Origin of the sequence: Gloeocapsopsis sp. IPPAS B-1203 (assembly GCF_002749975.1) — a bacterium.
Classification (GTDB): domain Bacteria; phylum Cyanobacteriota; class Cyanobacteriia; order Cyanobacteriales; family Chroococcidiopsidaceae; genus Gloeocapsopsis.
On record NZ_PEIG01000001.1, the window covers coordinates 250,869 to 266,885 of the forward strand.

Sequence of the window (16,017 nt, forward strand, 5' to 3'; positions counted from 1 at the left end):
TTGTAAGGAATAAAGACTTGTGCTGTTCTTCAAACGCCGTCAGCGGTTAGCAATTCTATTATTTAGCATTTGCCTTTGCGGGGTTTTATTACTTAATAGTAGTTGGGCTGTCACACAACCAGCACCTACACAAAACGCTGATGTATCAGCAATCAAGCCGCTTTCAGTTACAAACAATGTCCGCAAAACCATATTAGAAAATGGGCTAACAGTCCTCACAAAAGAAGTTCCGACTGCACCAGTTGTGAGTGTACAAGTATGGTATCAGATTGGTTCGCGGGACGAAGCACCAGGAGTAAATGGGATTGCCCACCAATTAGAGCATATGCTATTTAAAGGTACTACCGAGCGCCCAATTCAGTTTGGACGTTTGTTTAGTGCTTTAGGAAGTGACTCTAATGCATTTACTAGCTATGACCAAACGGCATATTTTGGCACAGTCGAGCGTAGTAAGCTGCAAACATTGCTGACGCTAGAAGCAGACCGCATGCAAAACGCTTTGATAGACCCTCAGGAACTGGAAAACGAAAAACGAGTTGTCATTTCAGAGTTACAAGGATACGAAAACGAGCCAGGTTATCGCCTCAGCCGTGCTGTTATGCAAGCAGTATTTCCCAATAGCCCTTACGGATTACCTGTAGGTGGTACAAAAGCAGATGTACAAAAGTTTACAGTCGAGCAAGTACGTGAATACTACCGCAATTACTATAGTCCAGACAATGCAACGCTAATCGTTGTGGGAGATTTTGATACAAATACGGCATTGGCAGCGATTAAAGAAACTTTTGGTAAAGTAGCCAGTCGCAAGGTAGCAACGCTAAGCAGAACACAACAACTCAGGGCAATCTTAAGTCAAAATCGCCAACACAATCAACCACAGACACCTGAAAGTCCAATTGTCCTGCAAGAACCAGGTGCAGCAGCTTTATTACAAGCAGTTTATCCTTTACCAAACATCAATCACCCTGATGTACCAGCACTTGATGTCATGGACTATATCATCAGTGAAGGCAGAAATTCACGGTTGTATCAAGCTTTAATCGAAACAGGTTTAGCGAGTGATGCGAGGGGTTCAGTTGCTAGCATGAAGTCATCTGGTTGGTATAGGCTAGCAGCAACTGCTGTTCCAGGTCAGGCGTTGCAGAAAATTGATAGTGTTATGCAACAGGCGATCGCCCAACTCCAAACGCAAGGAGTCACACAAGAAGAAGTTAACCGCGCTAAAGCCTTAGTCAGAGCAACAATCGTTTTAAGTAATCGCGATATTACCTCGCAAGCTATGCAATTAGGCTTCGACCAATCGACTGCAGGCAATTATCGATACAGCGATCGCTATTTAGCAGCAATTGAGCAAGTCACAGCGGCAGATGTCCAGCGCGTTGCTAAAACTTACCTTCAGCCACAAAAACGCACAGTCGGCTTTTTTGAACCAACCGCACTTCAAGAAGGATCTGCTAGTGCCGAGGAGGCAATTCAAACACACGAAAGTCTCGCCGCAGGACCACCTGTTGACCCCGCAGAGGTGGCAAAGTACCTTCCACCAATTGAATCGGCAACACCAACAGTACGTCAGTTACCTGAGCAATTTAAACTAACCAACGGATTAGAAGTCTTACTCTTAGCTGATAAAAGTACGCCAACAGTGACACTAAGCGGCTACATCAAAGCAGGTTCAGAATATGATGCCAACACAACAGCAGGACTTGCTACCCTGACAGCAGATAACTTGATGAATGGTACTAAAACTAAAAATGCCCAGACATTAGCAGCAGCATTAGAAAATCAGGGTGCTAGCTTGGAATTCGCCGCTTTTCGCGAAGGAGTTGATGTTACTGGCTACAGCTTAGCTACCGATTTACCAGTTTTAGTTCAGACACTTGCAGATGTTATGCAAAATGCGAACTTTCCTGCTGATGAATTGGAACTTGCCCGACAACGTGCTTTGACGAATTTAAAGCTAGAGTTAGATTCACCTGCACAAGTAGCGCGGCGACAATTTCAACAAACTATTTATCCGCCCAACCATCCATACCATAGTTTCCCCACCGCAGAAAGCTTACAACAAATTAGCCGTGAAGATGTGATGCGCTTTTATCAGCAGCATTATCGTCCCGATCAAGTTATCTTGACTTTTGTGGGAGATTTTGAGCCACAACAAGTGCGATCGCTTCTCGAACAGCAACTTAAGGGTTGGCGTTTCCAAGGTGAAGTGCCTACTGTCAATTATCCGCAAGTGTCACCACCAAAATCAGTAGTACAGCAAAATCCTGTTCTTCCTGGTAAAACCCAAGCAGTGACTTTTATGGGTTACAAAGGTATTGAACGACGAGATCCACGCTACTACAGTGCCTTGGTGTTAAATCAAATTTTGGGCGGAGATACGCTATCAAGTCGTCTGGGAACCGAAATTCGCGATCGCCAAGGTTTAACTTACGGCATTTATAGCTATTTTCAAGCAGGCAGAAATGCAGGTCCATTTTTAATTCAAATGCAAACGTCACCTGAAGATGCGACACGGGCGATCGCCAGCACAATTCAATTGCTGCAGCAAGTTCATACTCAAGGAGTGAATCAAGATGAATTAGATACTGCCAAGCGATCGCTTACAAGTGGTTATACTGTTGCCTTGGCAAACCCAGATGATATTGCCAATCAAATTTTAATCAATGCTGTCAATGAACTGAGTGCTGAGGAACTACGGGCATTTTCGCAAAAACTACACTCAGTCACCCTTAGCCAAGTGAATCAAGCAGCAAAAGAGTTGCTCCAACCAAATAATATTGTGGTAGTGACCGCAGGACCAGGAAGAAGTACTGCCACTAGATAAAAATTGCGATCGCCTGCAGTGAGCAGTACGCTCAGGTAAAGATAAATTACTTTAAAATAGGAAGTAATACTTTATTAAAATACTTTAACAGGCGATTTGCACATTGATACACCTTCTGTAGTCTATCTAAATGCTGTCATCGTCATTTCTAATCTATATACCCTCAGTCATCCCATCGGTATCTCATGAACATTCTTAGCAATTTACTATCTCAACCGACTCCAGCCCCGCGTCAAAAAAAGCAACGCAGAGGTATCGAAATTAAATCAGCACGCGAAATAGATATTATGCGGCAATCAGCAAAGATTGTTGCCACTGTGCTCAAAGAAATTTCTGAGATGGTACAACCAGGAATGACGACAGCTGATTTAGATGCTTATGCCGAAAAACGCATCCGTGAGATGGACGCCACTCCTAGCTTCAAAGGCTATCACGGCTTTCCTGGTTCAATTTGTGCAAGTATTAACAACGAAGTCGTGCACGGTATCCCCAATTCAAAGAAAGTTATTCGGACTGGGGATGTTTTAAAAGTAGATACAGGCGCTTATCATCAGGGCTTTCATGGTGACTCGTGTGTTACTATTGCTGTTGGCGAAGTCACACCTGAAGCTGCAAAATTAATTCAGGTAGCCGAAGAGGCGCTATACAAAGGTATCGCACAAGTCAAGGCTGGAAACTACCTGATGGATATTGCCGGTGCAATTCAAGACCATGTAGAAACCAACGGTTTTGTTATTGTAGAAGACTTTACAGGTCATGGTGTCGGTCGCAATCTCCATGAAGAACCTTCAGTGTTTAACTTCCGTACCCGAGAAATGCCGAATGTTAAGTTAAGAGCGGGGATGACACTCGCAATCGAGCCAATTTTGAATGCTGGTTCTAAGTTAACTCGAACATTAAGCGATCGCTGGACAGCTGTAACTGTAGATAACTCCCTTTCTGCTCAGTTTGAGCATACTGTGTTAGTAACTGATAGCGGGTATGAAATTCTGACAGATCGAACAAAACTTTAGATTATCCCTGTAACCAAACTCGGGGCTTCGCATGAGTAAGTCCACAGAAGTGGACTTATTTATCTAGCGGTAAATGTCATTCGCCCTTCTTAAAATGCGATCGCATTTGCCGCCTATTATTAGGATCAACTAAACGAGTCTTCTGGCATTTCTAATCCAGTTGCTGCAGCTGCATCTTGAGCTATTGATTCTGGTTCGTCAGGGAAGTGTTCTTTGAGCCATTGAGAAAATTCTTGCGTAATTATCTGCCTATAACTTGCTTCATGACTTTCTAGCCAAGCTGCTACTTCCTCATAACCCGTAGCTTTCAGCTCATCAACTACACAAGAAAACTCCAGCATACCGCAATTACCACTATCTCGAATTTCTAATAGTGTTGGCATTAAACTATGAGGACGCTCGTTTTTAACTGATGTCATCTTATTTTTCCTATTAGCTAGGTTGCTCTATCTTCAATAATGCAGCATAAATTTTCTCAATCAAAACCATTAAAATGCATAGCCAATATGACAATAGGGCAAGTGTTTTGACCATAAGCAGAACTCCTGAATTAACGTCTTCTTCAAGTTCAGCTTATAGCGTACGTTCAACCCGCCAGTCTGAGAGTATTTTTGTTCTTGCATATCAGGTCGCCACAACATTTTTCAGCTTGAGGATGCCATGTCGTGTTAAACTTTGTGCAAATGGTCATTATGCGTCAAGAACATGACCTCAGCTTGTTGAGAAATATCTATCAATCTGCATAAACAACTGCTCGTAGTCCGATTGCTAGGCATCATAGTAAATAACCGCAGCAAAGTTGAGGTGAACCTCATATCCTACCTCCACGAAATCATTGACTGCTTGTATGCGCTCTGTAATGCTGGAAGTGCATATATCAACAATGTCAGATTTTGACTAAGGATAAACAATATAGTCACTATAAGCAACAATTATAAAGCCCTAGCATAAAACCAGGGCTTGGGCTACAAATATGGCGTTCAGTATATAGAGTAGATCAGGCAAGCTAATTGCTATGCCTATATATTTATCTGTCTGAAAGCAGAGAATTATGCAGTTATTTATCTGTCACTCAGACATTTTCTATAAAAATCGACAAGAGTGCGATGCTGTCGTTTCTTTTACGTAACATACCAGCACTCTGCAAGCTCTGTAAGAAGTATTTACAACTTCTGAGCTTTTTTACTTATGGAGAAATCAATTCCAGGTTTAGCCTTCTCCTGGGAATCGCAGTTAATTTAATAATATTAATACAAATAGCTTACCAAGTAGGCGGAAGTAAGTCTCTGCCATCCGTTCATAGGTTTAATTTTACCAGACTCCCACTCTAGCACTTGTTCAAAATTCGTTACTTTTGTCACATCAAACACTGCAGTTAATTTGCAACCGAGATTTTCAGAGGTAGTAAAACCTTACTAATTTTTTTAGAAATCTATGTGTTTTAGCGTTTTTAGTTTGTAGTAATATCACATTTTTCAACAACAAAACAGAGAGCTATAGAGATCAACTCAGGTTTTCTTGAGCATTCGATGGGTAAGATGCAGAGATTTTCTGTAACGACAAATACAGATTTTCAAATTAGTTTTGTAAATGAAAGTTGGTCACGCATTAAAAGGCACGGACATCAAAACTTTTTTGAAGCACAACTAACTAGAAATATAAAAACAGGTAACTATGAAATATACACAACCTTTAACACAATCCAAAGTTCTCCTTGCACTCGCCGTAACCTTAATGTCTACAGCAGGAATTTCTACCGCTGCCTTGGCTGGGGATGCTAAAGTCTACGTAGGTAGCATGTGCGATCCTGCACAGGGTACTGATGTTTCTAACGTTAACAGAAACGGTGGGATTTTCAACAATTCCAATAACCCAGTGCTTGTGCGCTGCCCTATCGTCCGAGACATTACTGGAAGCAGCGACAACAGCTTTAATGGTCCTTTTGCTACGATTCAGTTGCAACGCTTCGGCACCCCTCCGAGTGCCACAACTCAGTGCCAGATGCGCACCTACCAAGCGAACGGAAATGTTTTTTCTGAGAGAATATCCAGCGTCACTACTAGTGCTGGAGATTTCACGATCAACATAGCTGCCGTACCCCAATCGCCTGGAGGAGCTTACGAAATCTCTTGTTCTCTACCACCACTTACTGGACTTGAGCGATACGTCGTAACTGAGTGAGGAGTGAGTAGGAGTAGTAGGGGGAGACATACATATTCTTTGAATTTTCTCACCCCCTTCTATTCTTTCTTATGCTATCTGTAGAGTGGGATGAGTGAGTATTAAGTACAGAAATTTTGTATTAATTTCCCTATGTTCTTTTAAAACTCAGATTAAATAAATTCTAGAAATTTTCTGTAAAGAAAAATACAAATTATTTGCTCTATTGTATTAAGTAAAATAAGGCAAGTCACCAAAGCTTGTTTCAAGTCTTATTACATTGATAAACTCACAGTTATCGAAGCATAAATCACAACAAAGCTTCTCAAAAATTCTGAGGAAGAAAAGGAAAAACATTTATTTATGGAGCTAGTGAAGCGGAATTGATTTAACTGTGTAAGTCTACTATCTATTAACTTTTGGTGTTCTGTTCAATCATCTTGTTTTTTAAATCTAGACAAAATTGTCTGTTACAGCTGTTGCACTTGAAAGTTTGGTTACTACTGTTGTGAGAATCTACTCTATATCCTTAGCTATTTAAGACTACTGAGATTTGTAATTATCGTTGTAGTCGTTTTTTTGTGAGTTGATATCCATACTTTAGAAAACTCACAGCTAAAACTCAGGGAGTTCTCAGATGAGCTAAGTATAATCTGAGTTACCAGGGTTGAAATACTCTAGCATTTTCTAACACTGTCTAGAAGTCTAGTACAGCGTTGGTACTCTAACACAAACCAGTTAAGAAACTAATGAAGGAGAACCATTTCTATGAACTCGATTTTGAAGAACTCTGCTCTTGCGACCATTTTCTACCTAGCTATGGCAACCACTGTACAAGCTACACAACCAAATAGCAACGCCATCGCTAATGTCAACACTGTTAAGTCTCAAAACCTGATCGCACAAATGTATCCACGTAGTCGCTTTGATGCTACTAGAACAAGACCATTCATTGATGAGATGATCTTGCTACATATGCAGATGGTTGATGCAGCTCAAAGAGCAATGCAATCTTCAGATACTGAAATTAAGAAGATGGCAGAGGAAACGATGAAATTTAGTAACGCTCGAATTAATAGCTTGATGGAGATGCGGAGAAGCTTTTTAGAAAATCCAGATAAGGGTTGATTTTGTAGTTTTTGTAGAGGCAATAAATAGGTAATAGTGCAGATCGCTAGTCATTATATTCGATGCTGATTTTGTGCTAAAAAAACTTTCTCACTTGTTCTGTTGGCTTTTCTCAAGACTCTGAGGTTGCATTGGTCTAGACGCCTCAGAAATTCTTCAATCTTGGCTTAGAGAATATACCTATCGAGTTAGCAATACAGTCATTAACAAATTATTTCAAAGTTGCAACAAATACAAGAATGAGACTCCTTACTTGTAAAGTAAGTTGGCAGGTAACTGCACGATCGCAGTGTACATTTTTAGATAAACTTCACAATAATTGCAAACTCTTAGTATTTCTGTAAGCGCGATCGCTTATCAACCATTCTAACTGAGAAGCTTGTAAGTACCGCCTCGCTTTAGAGCATGTTGGTATGCTGGACGTGCATGAATACGATCTAGGAAGCTAATCAACTTTGGATGAGTTGTATCTTCTAAGCCTGCTCGTGCGACCGCCACTTCGATAGGAAAGCTCATCTGAATATCAGCTGCAGTAAATTCCTCACCCGCAAACCACAAGCTGTTTCCAAGTTCTGCTTCTAGATAATTAAGATGTTGTGTAATTTGAGGTTCAATAAAAGAACTTTTAGTTCGACTTGCAATTAGTCGTGCGATCGGACGGACAAAAAAAGGCAATGGCTGCTTTTCAATGCGATCAAACACTAACTTTAACAATAGTGGCGGCATTGCTGAGCCTTCAGCATAATGTAACCAATAAGTATACCGTAACCTTTCTGGTGTACCTGGTGGAGGCGCAAACCGTTCCTTACCATATTGCTTAATTAGGTACTCAATAATAGCCCCAGATTCTGCCAGCGTTAGCGCGTCATCGGTAATAACTGGAGACTTACCCAAAGGATGCACTTGGCGTAGTGACTCTGGCGCAAGCATTGTTTTTGGGTCGCGTTCATAGCACTTTATTTCATAATTTAGTCCGAGTTCCTCTAGCAACCACAGTATACGTTGTGAGCGGGAGTTGTTTAGGTGGTGAACGACGAGCATAAGGTTATTTTTCAGTTATCTATTCAGCACAGCATGACAAAAAATGAGTAAGTTTCACATCATCAAATGGTATTAGAATGCAGATTCAGACTAGTTTTTTTATTTATTGGCTCATGTTATTTTTTAGTGCTACTACATGATTTGTAGCTGTTATAAAAACTTTCTACAGCTAGTTTTGTCAACATCATTTTGTTGTTTTAAACGATGTTGGTAAGCTTTTAGCTTTCAGTGGAGGTGTAAAGGGAATAGAGCCATTGGCTCAAAATATATGCAGATCGTCGTCGCATTGTTCACAACTCAAGTTATAACACTTGTTATAAAGGAGTTATGATAGAAGCATTAAAAGAAATACGTTCAGAATCAAACCAACATTCGTTAGCAAACGGCTTCCTACTGCATTAGCTAAAGACCGAACCTATTTATCTTCAATGGTTACTATCACAGCATATATTAATTCTCGAAAAATCTTTCTTCTGTAAACAGCTTTTCGCTTCCAATGGTACTACTTCCACAACGCTTACTTCAATTTACTGATTGGTTCTCACCAAAGCAAAACGTTATCTTATTCGACACACCAACTGCAGCTAATGAAATTGCTTTTATGTTGGGCGGCGAGTGGGATGGATGCAACGGTATCGTCATGAATAAATGTGATGAGGTTGCTGTCAATACTGCTGCTAGCTTAATCCAAGCACAATGGTGCTATTCTGGAGCAGAAGTAACTTATCTCACTCGATTGACTGCTAACGAGTTGCTACGACGCTATCAAGCCGGTGAAAAAAACTTTACTAATGCGAACTTAAGGGGTGTAACCATCACTTCTAACACATTGGTTGCAATCAATCTAAGTTGGGCAAAGTTGAGCGGTTCTAACCTTTGGCAAACCAACCTGAGCTATGCTGATTTAACTGCAGCAGATTTCACAAATGCTGATTTAGGTTTGACAAACTTGAGTAAAACAACTTTGTCAATGTGCAACTTAACAAGAGTAAACCTATCGCAAGCAAATCTCAAAGAGTCTAATTTATATCGTGCTTGCCTGAAAGATGCTGACCTCACACAAGCAGATCTTACAGGCGCAAATTTAACTTTAGCAGATCTTACAGGTGCAAACTTGAGTCAAGCTAAGCTAACTCTTGCAAATTTGGAAGGTGCTAAGGTTGTTGAAACTGAACTAGCAAAAGCTGAATTGTTGTGATGAGTGAGTTGTAAAGTCAACTTGTTAGTGAACACCAGCAAGTACTTTTCCTGTAGCAAAGTCTATACCTAGTACAGCACACGGAAAATTAGAACCAAGTTGCTGAACGATTAAATGATTTGCTGAGTTGCAACCTAAAAACAGCAAAGATGCATTTTCTGACTCTACAACTGCTTTGAGTTCTGAAGCAACGTTACCAAACCGCAGATGAGCAACAAGAGAACCCCGCCATTCTGCTGCAAGGCTCTTGGCTTGCCATAAAATTAAGTCAGCTTGTTCAAATAAATCTGGTGATGCGATGCGTGGCTGTAATAGTAGCATTTCTGAATGTTGTGTCGCATTCGACCGAGAACCTCTGTTGGCTACGTGAGCTAATTCTCGCGAAATACTCTCACTATATAACCTGCTTAGATCAAAACTAGGAGAAATTGGGCAATGGCGATGCTGAGTGTGTTCTTCTAGAACATACACTACGTGAACAGTAACTTGCTTTTGAGTTGCTAGGCGAGTTTGATGAGCAATCCACAAGGTTAGATCCAGTGCTGTTTGACTATTTGGAGAACTGTTATAACCCACAACCAAGTCAACCGACTTAGTGGTTTCCTGAATTTGCGATGCATCTGGTGCTAGCAGCATCATTCTTTCTATGACATTCGTTTCTGTTGCGCTTTGTAGGCGCGCTAACATTGGCTTGATGTTCATTCGCTAGATACCTTATGTCGAAAGCAGGTACAAAAAAACGAGCAGTACGAGCCTCAGACACTGAACGAGATACAAGTCATTGTAGAAATGCTTGCTCTTCAGTCTCCTCTCGATGCCTACGAAGTTAGCTGACGGGCTAGGACTGAGAGATGTCCTTCTGCTTTAATCTTTGGTTTTATCAAAATGATTAAAGCTCAATTTTAGATACGCCCCAGATTTTGGTTCCTCCGTTCTAGCCTTCTCTTAATTAATTTAAAATACAACTTTAAGAAGATTCTAGATTAGGCTGACTTACTCAAATTCACTAAATTCTACCATTGATTATTGTACCAAGCAACGTCTTGATTTTGTTTTCTAAATTAAGAAAAACTTATGTATTCAAAGGCTTTTTGAATTAACATTATTTATTCTTTAATTGTCAAATCTAATTTGAAGAATCGATAAATCATCCTCAAAGCTATCTTGAGAATTTATCTGGCTTAACTGAGATAAAATGTTGTCTAAATCACAATTACCTGCGGCATGATCAGCGCTGAGTAAATCAATAAAATGATCGAGCTGCCAAATTGAACCGTCAGCCAAATGCAGCTCATATACTCCATCGCTAAAAATATAAAGCGTACTCGACTCAGGGATCTGAAAAAACTTATCTTTGTAGTTGGTATCAGGAAACATACCAATAGGAATACTTGGAGTATCGAGTTTCGTTATTTGCAACGCAGGTGTTTCTGAGAATAAAACAGCAGGTGGATGTCCAGCATTAGCATAAATAAGTTGACGATTCACTCGGTTGTAAACTCCATACCAAATCGTAAAGTACTTAGAGTTTTGAGTGGTCATTTGAAAAGTATTGTTTAAGGCTCTCAGGACATCAGTCGGTTGATAATAATTAATGCCATCGAGAGCGCGAGAACGTAACATATTGAGTACTGAAATGGAAGGAAGTGTAGCTCCGAGTCCGTGTCCAGCAGTATCAAGTAGATAAATAGCTAAATAGTCAGGATCTAGCCAGTAGTAATCGAAGCAATCTCCACCCAGTCTTTGGGAAGGAATAAATCGAGAATTAATAGTCAGTGGTTCTTTGAGTTGTGGGGGAAGTAGCGATCGCACATAATCTGCGGCTTCACCTAATTCTGCTTCTAGCAATTGCTTTTGTTTTTGTAAATCCCGACTCATTTGGTGCAAGCGTAATCCAGCACGTACCCGCGCGGTAAGTTCATTTTGGTCAATTGGCTTGGTAATAAAATCATCTGCACCAGCATTAAGCGCTTGAACGCAATCAGCTACAGAATCTAAATCTGTCAGAAAAATAAAAAATACTAGCGATATCGGTTCAGCTTTAATTTTGCGACAAACATCTAGCCCACAGGTTTGCTGAATCATCCAATCGCAAATAACTAAACCAGGATACAACTGGCGTGCTAATGTAACTCCATCTTCACCATTATTAGTGACAACAACTTGATGGCCTTGATTTTCTAGTGCCCTTGAAAGCACGATCTGTACTGTCGGGTCATCATCGATTACTAAGATTAGAGACATGGGAAAAAGGATTGAGCCACAACACAATAGTGCGTTTTAGTTGATTTAAATCGCGATAGATTTCCTGCTTAAACCACTGTCCCATCGCATCAAATGGTGTAAAGTTTGTTCCAGTTTGCCACCTCACATCTTGACCTAAAGGTGTTGTATGACTTCCTGGCAATGTTTGTAAAGTAACCATATCAGGAAAGCGCTGTTGTAACAGCTGATTTAAAGCAGTCGATTGGTCAATTGTGTCATTAGTAAACTGAATCAGCAAATTGCGACGAACACGATAGCGATCGCGAACTAAGTTAGTTGTCTCCACAGGAGAAGGTGTAAATTCTACCGTAAACGTAGGAGTAAACTGTTGTACTAAGGGAATGGCATCGCGTGCAGCATAGTTGTTAAAAGACATAAAAATATTCCCTGCACGTTCTACATTAAATAAACTACCAATGAGTAAATGTAGTTTACAACCCATACTGTGTCCTACGCCATAGGTTGGCAGATAACGCCGCCGTAGCAATGCGCGATCGTGTAATTCAGCGATCGCATTTTCAAAGTTGGTCAAAACAGTCTCGGCGATTGCGACATGATCTAAAGTATTAACAAACGGAGTAGCAATAATGGCATATTCTTGCCCTAGTTGTTCTAACAACCAACGGTACGTTAATTGTGGTGCTGTCGCAACAAAAGCTCCTCCGAGAAAATGTATGATTCCCACAGGATGGCGGGGAACTAAAACCCAGTTACCAGCGATTTCCTTCCATTCCATGCAATCAATTATGCTCGATTAGTTATTTCGTCTCAAATCACAGGCAAGTTTAAAATAGCCTGCTTCAACTAATGAACCTCCTCATCTATTGTGGCAATTTACCTTGAGGTATGAGCTATATCTTTTGACTTACACTTGCTCAAATTCAGCTACCGACACACTACTCACAACCATTCGCTAACCTCAACTCACTTCCGCTCTGGGTGAGCTTCTGTAGGTGAAGGAGTACCCATTTGATTAATAGTTGCAATCATTTGGTAGAGACGTCCTAAATCCCGCTGGTTAAAATACAATACAAGGCGGGGTAGTTCAGCTGTTTCGTCTTGAGCCTCTTGAGGTAAAGCTTGGCTTTTTTCAATTTTTCCCTTAACGAGGATATCGTGAAAATTATCATTGAGTAGATCGACATCTGCATTAGTAATGTCTGTCTTCAACCGAATGACAAGTTTGTCACCCACGTAGCGGCTAGAGTGATAAACCTGATAAAAACGAGTAATCGCACTGCAGGCTACTTCAAGGTTATCGGTAATTGTGTAAAGGCTATCGTCTTCTGGACTAATTAATCCTTGTTGCCGTAGATGACGATCAATATATTCACTCCAAGCCCGCCAGTAATCTCCTCCAGGACGATCTATCAGAACAACTGGTACAGGACCAAACTTACCTGTTTGACTAAGTGTCATGCACTCAAAAGCTTCGTCTTGCGTACCAAACCCACCAGGAAACAAAGCGATCGCATCACTTTCACGCAAGAGAAACAGTTTACGCGTGAAGAAATATTTGAAATGAATCAGTTTAGGATCGCCTTCGATAATGGGGTTTGCCTCTTGCTCAAATGGTAATTGAATATTTAACCCAAACGAATTTTCTTGTCCAGCACCTTCATTGCCCGCCTGCATAATTCCCCCACCGCCTCCGGTCATTACCATAAAGCCAAGCTGAGTGACACATCGCGCAAAGTCAGATGCCATGCGGTATTCTGGAGTTTCTGGAGATGTACGTGCTGAGCCAAAAATGGTGACTTTGCGTACGTGTCGATACGGATAAAAGACCTTGAAGCCTTGTTCCATATCAGCTAATGATGCTGACAAGATCTTCCAATCTAGGCGCTCGATATCACTATTTGCCAGATTGACTATGGTAGCAAGTGCATATTGAATGAGTTGCCGATGTTTCAAGTTCGGCAGTTTTTCAATTAAATCAGTTAGGTCTGATTGGAGAGAATCTAATGATGGAAAATGAGAAGATGAGGTCATGAGTGCTTCCGCACAAGTGGCACTCTATTTTATCGATATTTTAGGGGTAGTTTGTCAAGCTACAGATTAATATTTTTTTAATACTGCTTGATAACAAACAGCATTTTGTGCTTTTTACTATTTGAATTAAAGGCTGAAGGATCAGTGGAGTATCTATCGAGCAATTAAATACTTATACTCAAGTACGACTTGCGATCGCTTCTCTATAGATATTAAGTTCGCTCAAATAATGCTCAACATTGCTTTTCAGCATGGTATTTGAGCGAAGTGTTCTTCAATTTGCTCAACCTGTTTAACTCTGACGAGATACAGCTACAGAGCAAAATTAGATTTAGTACAACTTACAAATACTTTTCCAAGGTATTAGACAAAGTACTTTTAGGAACGGCACCAACAACCATATCAACTCGTTGCCCGCCTTTAAAAATCATTAATGTTGGAATACTACGAATACCGTACTGACTTGCAACGTTGGGGTTCTCGTCTGTGTTAAGTTTTACAACTTTCACCTGACCATCATATTGCTGCGCAATTTCGTCCACAACAGGAGCTACCATCCGGCATGGGCCACACCAAGGTGCCCAGAAGTCCACTAGAACAGGAACTTCACTCTCGAGTACTTCTTCTTTAAACGTTGAGTCTGTAACTTGTGCGGCTACTGACATGCCTAGAAATCCTTACGCTATATCTCTTACTTTGCTGAAATTCTACCATAGTCGAAAGCCGCGTTCTGTTCTATCAACCGTCTATATTTAGACAGATCTTAAGTTCTTATACCCATAGGAGTAGTAGACCAGGAGGTGCAGAGGGTAGGCGGGTAGTAGGGTAGTAGGGAAAAAGCAATCAAATCTCTCAATCTCGCTCACTTGCCAACTCTACAACGCTCCCACTAGCTACTAACCACTACTTCCTACTAATAAGGAACCGCCCGAACAATAGTCCGGGCGGAGTGTGGTGTGAGGAGTGAACGGAAACATGCGTCTCCGCTTTTTCTATTGTAGGCGACACCTTAAATATTTTCCGAATTTCCTCAAGGATTCCTTAAAATTTTGTCAGGAAAACTACCCAAGTATAATTACTTGCCCATCCCTAATTGCTGTGCTTTTTGGTAAACCTTACCTTCAGTTAGCAAAGAAGGAGCAATGACAACTTCTACCTGCTGCATTTCTTTGAGATCTTTAGCTCCCAGCGTGCCCATACTAGTTTTCAAAGCTCCCAAGAAGTTATGAGTACCATCATCAAGTTGTGCTGGTCCGCGGAGAATTTGTTCTAACGAACCAGTTGTACCAACGCGAATGCGAGTGCCACGAGGTAATACAGGGCTAGGTGTTGCCATACCCCAATGAAAGCCACGTCCTGGAGCTTCTGCACAGCGAGCAAAAGGAGAACCAATCATGACACCATCAGCACCGCAGGCAATACACTTACAAATATCTCCACCAGTAATCAAGCCGCCATCAGCAATAACTGGAACATAATTGCCAGTTTCTTGATAATAGTCATCGCGGGCAGCCGCACAGTCAGCGATCGCAGTTGCTTGGGGTATCCCTACACCAAGTACGCCCCGTGAGGTACAAGCAGCACCAGGTCCAATTCCCACTAAAACTCCCGCAGCACCAGCTTTCATGAGATTTAGAGTAACTTCATAAGTTACACAATTTCCCAATACGACTGGCATAGGCATCTGACGGCAAAATTCAGCTAAATCTAAATTAGCCATTGATTCAGGTGATAAATGAGCCGTAGAAACTACTGTTGCTTGGACAAAAAATAAATCAGCTCCAGCTTTAGCAACAGTTTCACCATACTTACTAGCACCTGCTGGAGTCGCACTAACAGCAGCAATACCCCCTTGCCGTTTGATTTCCTGAATGCGTTGCTCAATGAGTTCCGGCTTAACAGGCTCAGCATAGAGTTCTTGCATCAATGGGACAAATTCATGCGCACCCACTGCAGCAATTTTGTCTAAAATAGGATTTGGATCAGCATAACGAGTTTGGATACCCTCCAAATTCAACACACCCAATGCACCCAATTCTGATAAAAGCACTGCCATACGGACATCAACAACTCCATCCATAGCGCTGGCAATAATCGGAATCTCGCGCTTAATACTGCCGATTTGCCAATGCGTATCTGCTAAACTTGGGTCTAGCGTGCGCTGTCCAGGAACGAGCGCAATTTCATCAATTCCGTAGGCTCGGCGAGCCATCTTCCCACGCCCAATCTGAATATCCACGCCTGTTACTTCTTAAGTTCCACTACTGTTTTTGTTAGCGTACCAAATTGCAAGGAAATTTATTTTACTTCTAGATATGCTAGGTAATTATTGCTGCAAAAGAATTTATGCAAGTTCGCTAGAATAAAAAAAGCCATAGCTAAATCATAACAAG

13 protein-coding genes and 1 riboswitch are annotated in these 16,017 nt (G+C 41.1%); of the genes, 5 read left to right on the top strand and 8 right to left on the bottom strand.

Annotated features, from left to right (window positions below):
• The first annotated feature begins 19 nt into the window (after positions 1–19).
• Together CSQ79_RS01235 and map are read left to right on the top strand one after the other, a co-directional pair.
• Complete coding sequence (locus tag CSQ79_RS01235) at positions 20–2,827, top strand: M16 family metallopeptidase (protein WP_099699386.1); 2,808 nt, start codon at positions 20–22, stop codon at positions 2,825–2,827.
• A 185-nt stretch (positions 2,828–3,012) separates the two neighbouring features.
• Complete coding sequence (gene map, locus CSQ79_RS01240) at positions 3,013–3,840, top strand: type I methionyl aminopeptidase (protein ID WP_099699387.1); 828 nt, start codon at positions 3,013–3,015, stop codon at positions 3,838–3,840.
• 125 nt (positions 3,841–3,965) lie between these two features.
• Here map and CSQ79_RS01245 read toward each other — a convergent pair whose 3' ends face one another.
• Entirely contained in the window at positions 3,966–4,259 is a 294-nt protein-coding gene (locus CSQ79_RS01245; protein ID WP_099699388.1) for a DUF5049 domain-containing protein, read from the bottom strand.
• Between the two features lie 1,255 nt (positions 4,260–5,514).
• On the opposite strand from CSQ79_RS01245, the gene CSQ79_RS01250 reads away from it, so the two are divergent.
• Positions 5,515–6,021, top strand: a complete 507-nt coding sequence (locus CSQ79_RS01250) for a hypothetical protein (RefSeq protein ID WP_099699389.1) — start codon at positions 5,515–5,517, stop codon at positions 6,019–6,021.
• Positions 6,022–6,819: 798 nt separating this feature from the next.
• A complete protein-coding gene (locus tag CSQ79_RS01255; RefSeq protein WP_143755405.1) occupies positions 6,820–7,128 on the top strand; it encodes a hypothetical protein in 309 nt (102 codons plus the stop codon).
• Positions 7,129–7,494: 366 nt separating this feature from the next.
• Here CSQ79_RS01255 and CSQ79_RS01260 read toward each other — a convergent pair whose 3' ends face one another.
• Complete coding sequence (locus tag CSQ79_RS01260) at positions 7,495–8,169, bottom strand: glutathione S-transferase (protein WP_099699391.1); 675 nt, start codon at positions 8,167–8,169, stop codon at positions 7,495–7,497.
• Between the two features lie 496 nt (positions 8,170–8,665).
• On the opposite strand from CSQ79_RS01260, the gene CSQ79_RS01265 reads away from it, so the two are divergent.
• Positions 8,666–9,367, top strand: a complete 702-nt coding sequence (locus CSQ79_RS01265; RefSeq protein WP_099699392.1) for a pentapeptide repeat-containing protein — start codon at positions 8,666–8,668, stop codon at positions 9,365–9,367.
• Positions 9,368–9,391: 24 nt separating this feature from the next.
• Here CSQ79_RS01265 and CSQ79_RS01270 read toward each other — a convergent pair whose 3' ends face one another.
• The 6 genes from CSQ79_RS01270 to CSQ79_RS01295 form a co-directional block, all read right to left on the bottom strand.
• A complete protein-coding gene (locus CSQ79_RS01270) occupies positions 9,392–10,069 on the bottom strand; it encodes a universal stress protein (RefSeq protein WP_099699393.1) in 678 nt (225 codons plus the stop codon).
• Between the two features lie 98 nt (positions 10,070–10,167).
• Positions 10,168–10,344: riboswitch (cyclic di-AMP (ydaO/yuaA leader) on the bottom strand.
• A 136-nt stretch (positions 10,345–10,480) separates the two neighbouring features.
• Positions 10,481–11,611 carry a SpoIIE family protein phosphatase gene (locus CSQ79_RS01275; RefSeq protein WP_099699394.1) on the bottom strand — a complete coding sequence of 377 codons (1,131 nt, stop codon included), beginning with the start codon at positions 11,609–11,611 and terminating at the stop codon, positions 10,481–10,483.
• The gene (locus tag CSQ79_RS01280) at positions 11,586–12,368 is read right to left on the bottom strand and encodes a DUF1350 family protein (protein WP_099699395.1); all 783 of its coding nucleotides are present in this window, start codon (positions 12,366–12,368) and stop codon (positions 11,586–11,588) included. The genes CSQ79_RS01275 and CSQ79_RS01280 overlap by 26 nt, the downstream gene beginning before the upstream one ends.
• A gap of 188 nt (positions 12,369–12,556) precedes the next feature.
• On the bottom strand, positions 12,557–13,624 hold the full coding sequence (locus CSQ79_RS01285; RefSeq protein WP_099699396.1) for an LOG family protein: 1,068 nt from the start codon (positions 13,622–13,624) through the stop codon (positions 12,557–12,559).
• 341 nt (positions 13,625–13,965) lie between these two features.
• A complete protein-coding gene (gene trxA / locus CSQ79_RS01290) occupies positions 13,966–14,289 on the bottom strand; it encodes a thioredoxin (protein WP_099699397.1) in 324 nt (107 codons plus the stop codon).
• 410 nt (positions 14,290–14,699) lie between these two features.
• Positions 14,700–15,863 carry a GuaB3 family IMP dehydrogenase-related protein gene (locus CSQ79_RS01295; protein ID WP_099699398.1) on the bottom strand — a complete coding sequence of 388 codons (1,164 nt, stop codon included), beginning with the start codon at positions 15,861–15,863 and terminating at the stop codon, positions 14,700–14,702.
• Between the last annotated feature and the right edge of the window lie 154 nt (positions 15,864–16,017).